The 12,415-nt window shown below is 57.3% G+C and carries 10 protein-coding genes and 2 tRNA genes; all 12 read right to left on the bottom strand.

Annotated elements, in window-relative coordinates; translation table 11 throughout:
- Window positions 1-111: 111 nt before the first annotated feature.
- Window positions 112-996 carry a lipoprotein NlpI gene (gene nlpI / locus ACJ8MK_RS19500; protein ID WP_033636826.1) on the bottom strand — a complete coding sequence of 295 codons (885 nt, stop codon included), beginning with the start codon at window positions 994-996 and terminating at the stop codon, window positions 112-114.
- 128 nt (window positions 997-1,124) lie between these two features.
- Window positions 1,125-3,242, bottom strand: coding sequence for a polyribonucleotide nucleotidyltransferase (pnp, locus tag ACJ8MK_RS19495; RefSeq protein WP_039567787.1), 2,118 nt, complete (start codon window positions 3,240-3,242; stop codon window positions 1,125-1,127).
- Between the two features lie 256 nt (window positions 3,243-3,498).
- The gene (gene rpsO, locus ACJ8MK_RS19490) at window positions 3,499-3,768 is read right to left on the bottom strand and encodes a 30S ribosomal protein S15 (RefSeq protein ID WP_004933502.1); all 270 of its coding nucleotides are present in this window, start codon (window positions 3,766-3,768) and stop codon (window positions 3,499-3,501) included.
- A 124-nt stretch (window positions 3,769-3,892) separates the two neighbouring features.
- Window positions 3,893-4,837, bottom strand: coding sequence for a tRNA pseudouridine(55) synthase TruB (gene truB / locus ACJ8MK_RS19485; protein WP_033636823.1), 945 nt, complete (start codon window positions 4,835-4,837; stop codon window positions 3,893-3,895).
- A complete protein-coding gene (rbfA, locus tag ACJ8MK_RS19480) occupies window positions 4,837-5,247 on the bottom strand; it encodes a 30S ribosome-binding factor RbfA (RefSeq protein WP_004933508.1) in 411 nt (136 codons plus the stop codon). The genes truB and rbfA overlap by 1 nt, the downstream gene beginning before the upstream one ends.
- A 70-nt stretch (window positions 5,248-5,317) precedes the next feature.
- On the bottom strand, window positions 5,318-8,005 hold the full coding sequence (gene infB, locus ACJ8MK_RS19475) for a translation initiation factor IF-2 (RefSeq protein WP_033652759.1): 2,688 nt from the start codon (window positions 8,003-8,005) through the stop codon (window positions 5,318-5,320).
- A gap of 23 nt (window positions 8,006-8,028) precedes the next feature.
- Window positions 8,029-9,537: a transcription termination factor NusA gene (gene nusA, locus ACJ8MK_RS19470; RefSeq protein ID WP_019453340.1), complete on the bottom strand. Its 1,509-nt coding sequence runs from the start codon at window positions 9,535-9,537 to the stop codon at window positions 8,029-8,031.
- Between the two features lie 21 nt (window positions 9,538-9,558).
- The gene (rimP, locus tag ACJ8MK_RS19465; protein ID WP_028127574.1) at window positions 9,559-10,011 is read right to left on the bottom strand and encodes a ribosome maturation factor RimP; all 453 of its coding nucleotides are present in this window, start codon (window positions 10,009-10,011) and stop codon (window positions 9,559-9,561) included.
- Window positions 10,012-10,228: 217 nt separating this feature from the next.
- Window positions 10,229-10,305, bottom strand: a tRNA-Met gene (locus ACJ8MK_RS19460).
- Window positions 10,306-10,365: 60 nt separating this feature from the next.
- Window positions 10,366-10,452 (bottom strand) — tRNA-Leu (locus ACJ8MK_RS19455).
- A 68-nt stretch (window positions 10,453-10,520) separates the two neighbouring features.
- Window positions 10,521-10,856, bottom strand: a complete 336-nt coding sequence (gene secG / locus ACJ8MK_RS19450; RefSeq protein WP_004933519.1) for a preprotein translocase subunit SecG — start codon at window positions 10,854-10,856, stop codon at window positions 10,521-10,523.
- A 220-nt stretch (window positions 10,857-11,076) separates the two neighbouring features.
- Window positions 11,077-12,414 (bottom strand): phosphoglucosamine mutase, encoded by a 1,338-nt coding sequence (gene glmM / locus ACJ8MK_RS19445; RefSeq protein WP_021504256.1) that lies wholly within the window; start codon window positions 12,412-12,414, stop codon window positions 11,077-11,079.
- Between the last annotated feature and the right edge of the window lies 1 nt (window position 12,415).

Here is a 12,415-nt window from a genome sequence, read left to right as displayed (position 1 = left end):
AGTGTGAACCGGCTCAAATTAGATTATAAAACGAACAAAAAAGCCCTCGCCCGTGAAGGCGATAACTTTGGTTAAAAACCAATGTTCATCAGGCTGATAGGTGTTCGTCAGCTATTGCTGGTCCGATTCCGATAGGTCGTCTTGCTCTTGGCCCAAAAGCGCCAATTCCAACAATGCATAGCGGTGCTCAACGAAGTTGTGAACGTTGTTAGCCACCGTCAGTTTGAACAGCGCCGAAGCGGTGTCCTTGTCCCCCAGACTCAGGTAGTGTTTACCCAAATAGAAGTCAGTTTCACTGAGATGCTCAGCGAGCGAAGTGTTATCCGTTGCATCTGCCTTGAGGCGTTCCATCAGCGTTTTTTCGCTGATCTTGCCCAGGTAGAATTCGACAATATTCCATCCCCATTGCCCTCTGTCCGCTTTGTCATAGCGCTGCTGAAGCGCTACCTCGGCCTTCTTGGGATCGATTTCTCGCTCCACCAGATACAGCCATAACGAACGGAAGGGATCGTTTGGGTCGTCTTGATAAAACGCCTGCAGATCATCCTGCGCCAACGGGAAGCGGCCGCCATAATACAGTGCGATGCCCCGGTTTAAACGCGCGTAATTGTAAGTTGGATCAAGCTCTAGTACAGAATCAAACGCTTCATAGGCAGCATCAAAATTGCCTGCCTGCGTTAAGTAAATGCCCAGGTAGTTGAAAACTTCCGGCATGTCGGGACGTATCGCCAGCGCCTGCGAGAAATCATTGCGCGCTAATGCACGTAACCCGAGGCTATCATACAGCACACCGCGCTCATATAAAAGCTGTGCGCGTTCGTCATCCGTCAGTGCCCGGCTGGCAAGAATTTGTTCCATGCGCGCCAGGATCACTTCCTGCTGCAACGTTGGCTGCAACGGGATTGCCAAAACTTCGTCTTTACGCCAATCATGGTTGCTGCATCCTGCCAGCATGAGTGCTGTCGCAACGTAACACCAGCGCAAGAAAGGCTTCATTTCCCACTCCCGAAGACAAACATTGGATGAACGTCCTGTCCTCCGTTTGCTAAAACGCGGGCATCCTACCCGCGCGATACGAACAGCTCCCAACCCCGTGGCGGGGAGCTGTAAAACTATCTATACAGTTATTCTGCTTCAGGCGCAGGTGAACCCGCTTCCGGCGCCGTCGCTTCTTTGATGCTCAGACGCACGCGGCCCTGACGGTCAACTTCCAGTACCTTAACCGGCACTTCCTGACCCATCTGCAGATAGTCGGTCACTTTCTCGACGCGCTTGTCGGCGATCTGAGAAATGTGTACCAGACCTTCTTTACCACCGCCGATAGCGACGAATGCGCCGAAATCAACGATACGGGTCACTTTACCCTGGTAGATACGGCCCACTTCGATCTCTGCCGTGATCTCTTCGATACGACGGATAGCGAATTTCGCCTTCTCCCCGTCGGTCGCAGCGATTTTAACTGTACCATCATCTTCGATTTCGATGGTAGTGCCAGTCTCTTCGGTCAGCGCGCGGATAACGGAACCGCCCTTACCGATCACGTCTTTAATCTTATCCGGGTTGATGCGGATAGTATGAATACGCGGTGCGAATTCGGAGATATCGCCGCGTGGGGTGCTGATAGCCTGTTCCATCACGCCCAAGATGTGCAGACGCGCGCCCTTGGCCTGGTTCAGAGCCACCTGCATGATTTCGCGGGTGATACCTTCGATTTTGATGTCCATCTGCAGCGCGGTGATACCGTCGCGGCTACCGGCCACTTTGAAGTCCATGTCGCCCAGGTGATCTTCGTCACCCAGAATGTCGGACAGAACCACAAAGTTATCGGCTTCTTTCACCAGGCCCATCGCGATACCCGCAACGGCAGCCTTGATTGGCACACCGGCGTCCATCAGCGCCAGAGACGCGCCGCACACGGAAGCCATGGAAGAAGAACCGTTGGATTCGGTGATTTCAGACACCACGCGAACGGTGTACGGGAAATCTTCCGGTTTAGGCATCATAGCCAATACGCCGCGTTTCGCCAGGCGACCGTGACCGATTTCACGACGCTTAGGAGAACCGACCATGCCGGTTTCGCCCACGGAGTACGGAGGGAAGTTGTAGTGGAACAGGAAGCTGTCGGTCTTCTCGCCCATCAGCTCGTCCAGGTTCTGTGCGTCGCGCGCGGTGCCCAGGGTCGCGGTAACCAGCGCCTGAGTTTCGCCACGGGTGAACAGCGCGGAACCGTGGGTGCGCGGCAATACGCCGGTGCGCACGTCCAGGCCACGGATCATGTCTTTTTCACGGCCGTCGATACGCGGCTCGCCACGCAGTACGCGGCTACGCACCACGTTTTTCTCCAGGTTGCCCAGGATGTCCTGGATTTCGCCGGCGTCCAGCGTTTCGTCCTGCGCCAGCAGGGTTTCAACAACGCTGTCTTTGATCGCGTCAACCTGAGCGTAGCGCTCTTGTTTTTCGGTGATGTGGTAAGCATCGCCCAGGCGAGCTTCGGCCAGTTCAGCCACGCGCGCTTGCAGCGCTTCGTTGACCGCAGGCGCCTGCCAATCCCACTTCGGTTTGCCGGCTTCGGCAACCAGCGCGTTGATGTTTTCGATAACCACTTGCTGCTGGTCGTGGCCGAACACCACGGCGCCCAGCATCTGATCTTCGCTCAGCACGTCCGCTTCGGATTCCACCATCAGCACCGCGCCGGCGGTACCGGCAACCACCAGATCCAGACGGCTTTCTTTCAGCTCATCGGTCGTCGGGTTCAGTACGTACTGATCGTTGATGTAACCCACGCGCGCGGCGCCGATTGGGCCGTTGAACGGAATACCGGACAGGCTCAGGGCTGCGGAAGCACCGATCATCGCAACGATGTCCGGGTTCACCTGCGGGTTAACGGAAACCACGGTCGCGATCACCTGAACTTCGTTCAGGAAGTTGTCCGGGAACAGTGGACGGATCGGACGGTCGATCAGACGAGAAGTCAGGGTCTCGCCTTCGCTCGGACGGCCTTCGCGACGGAAGAAGCTGCCCGGGATGCGGCCGGCGGCGTAGGTACGCTCTTGGTAGTTAACGGTCAGCGGGAAGAAGCTCTGGCCCGGCTTGGCTTTTTTCTGGCCAACGACGGTAACGAATACGGCGGTGTCATCCATGCTCACCATAACGGCGGCGGTGGCCTGACGCGCCATCATACCGGTTTCGATGGTGACGGTATGCTGGCCATACTGGAATTTGCGAATGATCGGTGTCAGCAAAATTATATCCTTGATTAGCGGCGCGCAATCGCATTGACGACTCGACACGCCTGTGACTCGATTTGCCTTCTCACTACATCCTCGCGACTAATGACAATCCTTATCTCAGGCGGGAGATAAAGCCTCTCATTAGCCGCGCGAACCTCTGTAACGGAAGAACCTGTTTGGAAACATCAGTAATACATTAACCTGATTTGCTTATGCTTCCTAGAAGAAAGGGGCCAAAATAGGCCCCTTTCCACTGAAACTTGCTAGATTAGCGACGCAGACCCAGACGCTCGATCAGGCTGGTGTAACGTGCTACATCTTTACGCTTCAGGTAGTCCAGCAGCTTACGACGCTGAGAAACCATACGCAGCAGACCACGACGGCTGTGGTGATCTTTTTTGTGCTCGGAGAAGTGGCCTTGCAGATGGTTGATCTGCGCAGTCAGCAGGGCAACCTGAACTTCGGTAGAACCGCTGTCGTTAGTACCACGACCGAAATCAGCTACGATTTGAGCTTTAGCTTCAACACTTAGAGACATTGTAATACTCCAGATTATAGATAATAAAAACAGGCGCCGATCTCTAATTCAGCAACCCAATGCATAAGCTGCGCCATTCTACTCTTAGCGCAGTGCGATCGCAAGGCGACGCAGAGCCCCGCCGTCAGTCGAAATGCTCGACCACCAGGCGGCGCGGCGCCACGCGACCGTCCTCGGCGATGTCACCAACGCCGATGAATTTTCGCTCTTCACCCTCGGTGATGCGCACCAGGCCAGAAGCCGGCGCGCCGGCCACTTGCACCGGTTGCCCCTGCTTGACGTAGCCCGCCACCACCGGCAGCAAATTCACTTCCGGATAGTTCTCAACCGGGCTGTCCATCGGCATCAGCAGCGGATCGAGCAGCTCGCCGGGCGCGATCGCTTGTTCCTGCGCTTGCTCCAGTAGGGCGTTCAGCTGTTCCAGCGTCACCATGCGCGCGATCGGGTAAGTCGCCACCTGCAGGCGGCGCAGATAGATCACGTGCGCGCCGCAGCCCAGCAGCTCGCCGAGATCGTCGGTGATGGTGCGGATGTAGGTGCCTTTCGAGCAGTGGATCTCCAGCTCCAGCTCATCCCCTTCCCAACGGATAAACTGCAGCTCGTACACCGTGATGCTGCGCGCTTCGCGCGGCACTTCAATGCCCTGGCGCGCATACTCGTAGAGTTTCTTGCCCTGGTATTTCAGCGCCGAATACATCGACGGCACCTGCTGGATATCGCCGCGGAAGGTGTCCAGCGCCGCGTCGAGCTGCGCCTGGGTGAAGTTCACCGGGCGCTCCTGCACGATCTGGCCGTCGGCGTCGGAGGTATCGGTACGCTGCCCCAGCTTGGCGATCACCCGATAGCGCTTGTCGGAATCGAGCAGATATTGCGAAAACTTGGTCGCTTCGCCCAAGCAGATAGGCAGCATGCCGGTCGCCAGCGGATCGAGCGCGCCGGTATGGCCCGCCCGGTTGGCGTTGTACAGGCGTTTTACTTTTTGCAGCGCATCGTTGGACGACAACCCCTGCGGCTTGTCCAGCAACAGCACGCCGTGGATATCACGGCCGCGGCGACGAGGGCGACTCATTAATCCTCCTTGTCATCGCCTGAGGCGGAACGGCGCTCGGCGTCGTTCTTCACCACGTTGGTCACCAGGTTGGACATGCGCATGCCTTCCACCAGGGAGTTGTCGTAAGCGAAGGTCAGCTCCGGCACCACGCGCAGGCGCATCGCTTTGCCCAGCAGGGTGCGGATATAACCGGAAGCGTCCTGCAACGCTTTAATGCCGTTGGTGACCAGATCCGGATCGTGGTTCTCGGTCAGTACGTTCAGAAAGGTGACGTAAACCTTGGCATACGCCAGGTCACGGGACACTTCTACGCCGGAAACGGTCGCCATGCCGACGCGCGGATCTTTCACTTCACGCTGCAGAATGATCGCAATCTCTTTCTGCATCTCTTGCGCCACGCGTTGGCCGCGGCTGAATTCTTTTGCCATTTTGGATTCTCCAGACAAATCGGGGGGCACAAAGGCCCCCCGTAAACAGATATAAGCAGATGTGCAATCGTTAAGCGATGGTGCGTTGAATCTCAATGATTTCGAACACTTCGATCATGTCGCCGACGCGCACGTCGTTATAGTTCTTAACGCCGATACCACATTCCATGCCGTTACGGACTTCGTTAACGTCATCCTTGAAGCGGCGCAGGGATTCCAGCTCGCCTTCATAGATAACCACGTTGTCGCGCAGTACGCGGATTGGGTTGTGACGCTTGATGGTCCCTTCGGTAACCATACAGCCAGCGATAGCGCCGAACTTAGGCGATTTGAACACGTCGCGCACTTCGGCCAGGCCGATGATCTGCTGCTTGTATTCCGGCGCCAGCATACCGCTCATCGCCTGCTTCACTTCGTCGATCAGGTTATAGATCACGGAGTAGTAACGCAGATCCAGGCTTTCCGCTTCGATCACGCGGCGCGCAGAAGCGTCGGCACGCACGTTGAAGCCCAGGATGATGGCGTTGGAAGCCGCAGCCAGCGTCGCGTCGGTTTCGGTGATGCCACCTACGCCGGAGCCGACAATCTTCACCTTCACTTCGTCGGTGGAGAGTTTCAGCAGCGAGTCGCTGATCGCTTCACAAGAACCCTGTACGTCGGACTTCAGTACGATGTTCAGCTCGGACACTTCGCCGTCGGTCATGTTGGCGAACATGTTTTCCAGCTTGGACTTCTGCTGACGCGCCAGTTTGACTTCGCGGAACTTGCCCTGACGGTACAGCGCCACTTCACGCGCTTTCTTCTCGTCACGCACCACGGTCGCTTCGTCACCCGCTGCAGGCACGCTGGACAGACCCAGGATTTCCACAGGAATAGACGGACCGGCAGAGGTCACGTCACGGCCCAATTCGTCGCGCATCGCACGCACACGGCCGTATTCGAAGCCGCACAGAACGATGTCGCCCTTGTTCAGCGTACCTTCCTGAACCAGCACGGTAGCCACAGGGCCACGGCCTTTATCCAGGAAGGACTCGATCACCACGCCGCTCGCCATGCCGCTGCGAACCGCTTTCAGTTCCAGTACTTCGGCCTGCAGCAGGATAGCCTGCAGCAGTTCGTCGATACCGGTACCGGCTTTCGCGGACACGTGGACGAACTGCGCTTCGCCGCCCCACTCTTCCGGCATAACGCCGTACTGAGACAGTTCCTGCTTAACGCGGTCCGGATCGGCTTCCGGCTTGTCGATTTTGTTCACCGCAACCACCAATGGCACCTGCGCCGCTTTCGCGTGCTGGATAGCTTCGATGGTCTGTGGCATCACGCCGTCGTCGGCCGCCACCACCAGAACCACGATGTCAGTCGCCTGAGCACCGCGAGCACGCATCGAGGTAAACGCGGCGTGGCCCGGGGTATCCAGGAAGGTGATCATGCCGTTCTCGGTTTCTACGTGGTAGGCACCGATGTGCTGGGTAATGCCGCCGGCTTCGCCCGCCGCCACTTTGGTGGAGCGGATGTAGTCCAGCAGAGAGGTTTTACCGTGGTCAACGTGGCCCATGATGGTCACGACCGGCGCGCGCGGCTCGGCCGCAGCGCCCGTATCACGGTCGCTCATCAGCGCTTCTTCCAGCTCGTTTTCACGACGCAGGATAACTTTGTGGCCCATCTCTTCGGCAACCAGCTGTGCGGTTTCCTGGTCGATAACCTGGTTGATGGTGGCCATGGCGCCCAGCTTCATCATCACTTTGATGACCTGAGAACCTTTTACCGCCATCTTGTTGGCCAGCTCGGCCACGGTGATGGTTTCGCCGATCACCACGTCACGGTTAACCACCTGCGCCGGCTTGTTGAAGCCCTGCTGCAGAGCGCTAGGCTTGCGTTTGCCTTTACCGCCACGGGTAACGGCACGCGCTTCTTCGCGATCCGCTTTGGATTCGGACAGCTTGTTGCCTTTCTTCTGCTTGGTGGCTTTGCCGCCGCGGGTGCGGCTGCGACGATCGCCTTCAACTTTGGCGTCGTTTTCGTCTTCCGCGGCACGGGCGTGCTGAGAGGTGGTCACGTGATAGTCGGCGCTTTCAACCGCGGCGCTTGCCGCGTCTGCCTGGGCCCACTTCTCGCCGTTCTCTTCGGCCATGCGACGGGCTTCTTCCGCCACGCGCTTGGCTTCCTCTTCAACCTTGCGGCGCACTTCCTCTTCCGCTTTGCGTTTCAGTTCAGCGGCTTCGGCTTCACGGCGTGCTTTTTCCGCCTGAGCTGGCTTGGTCATTTCGTCGGTATGTTGATTGGTCACTTTTTCTTTTTCCGCTGAATTACGCTTAGCAATCTCCGCGGCCTCACGTTTGGCTTGCTCTTCGGCTGCGCGCTTCGCTTCCGCTTCGCGTTTTGCGAGCTCTTCCGCTTCGCGCCGTGCCTGCTCTTCCGCTTCACGCTGTGCCTGCTCTGCCGCTTCAGCCAACTGGGCTTCCTGCGTATCGCGATTTACATAAGTGCGTTTCTTGCGGACCTCAATTTGCACCGATTTACTTTTACCGCCGGTGCTCGGGATATTCAAGGTGCTGCGCGTTTTGCGCTGCAAAGTGAGTTTACCCGGCGCGCTGCCGTGTTCACGGTTCAGGTGCGCCAGCAATGTTTCTTTTTCTTGCTGGGTAACAGAGTCCGACTCGGACTTGTTGATCCCTGCATCAGCAAACTGCTGTACCAGGCGATCAACCGGAGTCTGAATCTCTGCTGCCAGCGATTTTACGGTTACATCTGTCGTCATGCTGTTCCTTCCTGCTACAGTTATTACGCGTTGTCGCCAAACCAACAGATATTGCGTGCAGCCATGATCAGCTCACCGGCTTGCTCATCGCTAAGCCCTTCAATATCAGCCAGATCGTCAACACCCTGCTCGGCAAGATCTTCCAGCGTACAAACCCCACGCGCGGCCAGTTTAAAGGCCATGCTGCGCTCAAGACCCGGCAGGTTGAGCAAATCGTCGGCCGGTTTGTTGTCGCCCAGGCTTTCTTCTTGTGCCAGGGCCAGCGTGGTCAATGCAGCTTTGGCGCGTTCGCGCAATGCTTCAACCGTATCTTCATCCAGACCGTCGATTTCCAACAGCTCTTTGATCGGCACGTAGGCCAGCTCTTCCAGCGTGGAGAAGCCTTCTTCAACCAGTACGGTGGCGAAATCTTCGTCGATATCAAGATACTTGGTGAAGGTATCAATAGCGGCATGAGCCTCGGCCTGGTGCTTGGCCTGCAGGTCGTCCGCCGTCATCACGTTCAGTTCCCAACGATCGTCGCCGCGGTGTTGTTTCAGCAGCTGGGAAGCCAAACGCACGTTTTGGCCGTTACGGCCGATCGCCTGCGCCAGGTTGCTGGCTTCAACGGCGATATCCATGGTGCAGTTATCTTCGTCTACCACGATCGACGCGACGTCGGCCGGCGCCATGGCGTTGATGACGAATTGCGCTGGGTTATCATCCCACAGGATGATGTCGATGCGTTCGCCGCCGAGCTCGCTCGACACGGCCTGAACGCGCGCACCGCGCATACCTACGCAGGCGCCGACCGGGTCGATGCGCTTGTCGTTGGTTTTCACTGCAATTTTCGCGCGGGAGCCTGGATCGCGGGCTGCCGCTTTAATTTCGATCACTTCTTCGCCGATTTCCGGCACTTCGATGCGGAACAGTTCTTTCAGCATTTCCGAGCTGGAACGGCTGACGAACAGCTGCGCGCCGCGTGCTTCAGGACGCACGGCGTACAGTACGCCGCGAATGCGGTCGCCCGGACGGAAGTTTTCGCGCGGCAGCATGTCTTCACGGCCAATCACCGCTTCGGCGTTGTTGCCCAGATCCAGTGCGATGCTGTCACGGTTCACTTTCTTCACCACGCCGGTGACGATCTCACCTTCGTGTTCACGGAAAGCGTCAACCACCATCGCACGCTCGGCTTCGCGCACTTTCTGCACGATAACCTGCTTGGCGGTTTGGGTGGTGATGCGGTCGAAGGTCACGGATTCGATCTGATCTTCGACGTAGCCGCCGAGCTCGATGCTCGGATCCTCAAACTGAGCAGCTTCCAGCGTGATTTCACGCGTTGGCTGCGTCACTTCGTCTACGGCGACCCAACGGCGGAAGGTATCGAAATCGCCGGTTCTGCGGTCAATGCTGACGCGCACGTCGATTTCCTGCTCGTATTTTTTCTTGGTTGCGGTGGCTAATGCAGTTTCCAGCGCTTCGAAAATCTTCTCGCGCGGAAGGGATTTTTCATTGGAAACTGCTTCAACAACAGCCAGAATCTCTTTGTTCATCCTAGTTGCCTCTTCCAAACTTTAAAAGTGGGGTACCAGGTTCGCTTTCTGGATGTTGCTCAGCGCGAACACTTCATCTTTCCCTTCCACAGTAACCGTGATCATCTCGCCTTCGACAGACTTGATAATACCCTGCCACTTGCGACGGTTCTGTACCGCCATGCGCAGGACCAGGCTGACTTCTTCACCGAGGAAACGCGTATAGTGCTCTGCGGTGAACATCGGGCGATCAAGGCCAGGAGAGGAGACTTCCAAGTTGTAAGCGACCGTGATTGGATCTTCGACGTCCAATACAGCGCTGACCTGGTGGCTGACATCAGCGCAATCATCAACATTGATGCCGTTATCACTATCAATATAGATGCGGAGCGTCGATTGGCGCGCACGAATGAATTCGATGCCTACAAGCTCAAAGCCCAACGCTTCTACGGGTGCCGAAAGCATCTCTGTTAACTGTTGCTCTAATGTGGACAAGCCCACCCCCAAGACATAAAAAAAGGGCTAAATAGCCCAGTGATTCTGTTGCCAAATAACAAAAAACCCCGAAAAATCGGGGCTTTATGCAACTGGACCCTGTTTGCCGCTAGGCGGCCTCGGTACAACTTTCGAGCAAGTGTCATTTTCAAATGTTGATCGAGAAAAGCGGATTTCAATCGAAAAGTGTATTTGAAAATAAACACTTAAAGGAAAGTGGTTGCGGGGGCCGGATTTGAACCGACGACCTTCGGGTTATGAGCCCGACGAGCTACCAGGCTGCTCCACCCCGCGTCCGAAAACGTGGCAAATACTACGCCGATAATCGCAAAATTGCAAGTTATCTCTGGGATTTGGTACCGAGGATGGGACTCGAACCCACAAGCCCGTTAGGGCACTACCACCTCAAGGTAGCGTGTCTACCAATTCCACCACCTCGGTACTGATTCTTACTGCTAACGGCCGTTGTTCTTTCGAGTTCACAACCACCGTTTACAAACTTTTTCGGCTTACTGCGGGATATCGCTGCTCGGCTTGGCAGGTGCTGCCGGCGCGGTTGTCTGCTCAGTTTTCACTGGCTGACCCAGGTTTTCCCACTCGCTGCCTTTCTTGCTTTGGTTGCTGCTGAGGTTGCCCAGAATCAGGCTGATGACGAAGAACAGCGTCGCCAGCACAGCAGTCATGCGGGTCATAAAGTTACCGGAACCACTCGAACCGAACAATGTGCCTGATGCACCTGCTCCGAAAGAGGCTCCCATATCAGCGCCTTTACCTTGCTGCAACATAATCAGAGCAACCAGCCCGATTGAAATCAGCAGGAAAATTACCAGAAGAGCTTCGTACATAGTAGTACCCGTATCCTTGCGGCCTCACCGCATGCCAAATGCTTCACACTCATCAAGCAGGCGTTTTTATAAACTGCCTACTGAAGCGGGTGTGAATACTAACCAAAGCCGCCAACCCGCGCAAGGGCAATTTGCAGCCGCCGGCGCGTTTGCGGAAAAAAACGCCAACAATCGCCTATTCGGGCTCAGCTGTGCCGAGCCCGATGGCTAACTGTCTGTTTTAACCGGCGGATTTCACCGCGTCGGCGATGCGATGCGCCAGCGCGGTCACCTGCTGCTCGTCCTCGCCTTCCACCATTACGCGGATCAGCGGCTCGGTGCCCGATTTGCGCAGCAGCACCCGGCCGCGGCCGGCCAACTCGGCCTCTACCTGCTCGGTGACCTTGCGCACTGCTTCAGACTCCAGCGGATTGTGATCGCCGGCGAAGCGCACGTTGACCAGGATCTGCGGCAGCAGCTTCATGCCGCTGCACAGGTCGTGCAGGCTCATGTGGTTGCGCACCATGGCAGTCAGCACCTGCAGCCCGGCCACGATGCCGTCACCGGTGGTGGTTTTGTCCAGCAGGATCACATGGCCGGAGTTTTCCGCACCGATACGCCAGCCCAGCTCCTGCAGCTTCTCCAACACATAGCGGTCGCCCACTTTGGCGCGAGCGAACGGAATACCCAGCTGTTTCAGCGCCAGCTCCAGCCCCATATTGCTCATCAGGGTGCCGACCGCGCCGCCGCGCAGCTGGCCCTGACGCAGGCCTTCGCGGGCGATGATGTACAGGATCTGATCGCCGTCCACCTTGTTGCCCAGGTGATCCACCATCATCACGCGGTCGCCGTCGCCGTCAAACGCCAGGCCCACGTGCGCTTTTTCCTGCAGCACGCGCTCCTGCAGCTGACGCACGTCGGTAGCGCCGCACTTCTCGTTGATGTTCATGCCGTCCGGCTCAACGCCGATGGCGATCACCGTGGCGCCCAGCTCGCGCAGCACGCTCGGCGCGATGTGGTAGGTCGCCCCGTTGGCGCAGTCGACCACGATTTTCAGCCCCTTCAGGCTCAGCTCGCTCGGGAAGGTGCCTTTGCAGAATTCGATATAGCGGCCGGCGGCGTCGATGATGCGGCTGGCTTTACCCAGCTCGGCGGACTCCACGCAGGTCAGCGGCTTTTCCATCTCGGCTTCGATAGCTTCTTCGACGTTGTCCGGCAGCTTGGCGCCGTCGATCGAGAAGAACTTGATGCCGTTGTCATAGAACGGGTTATGAGAAGCGGAAATGACGATGCCCGCTTCAGCGCGGAAGGTGCGCGTCAGATAAGCCACCGCCGGGGTCGGCATCGGCCCGGTGAAGGAGGCGGACAGCCCTGCGGCCGCCAGGCCGGCTTCCAGCGCGGACTCCAGCATATAGCCGGAGATGCGCGTATCCTTACCGATGATGATCTTGCGGGAACCGTGACGCGCCAGCACTTTACCGGCCGCCCAGCCCAGCTTCAGCACGAAGTCCGGCGTGATGGGGCTGTCCCCGACCTTGCCACGGATGCCGTCGGTGCCAAAATATTTGCGCTCGCTCATG

The organism is Serratia sp. CY38905, assembly GCF_052168875.1.
GTDB classification, from domain to species: Bacteria; Pseudomonadota; Gammaproteobacteria; order Enterobacterales; family Enterobacteriaceae; genus Serratia; species Serratia sarumanii.
This window is presented reverse-complemented; position numbering and strand designations above follow the sequence as displayed.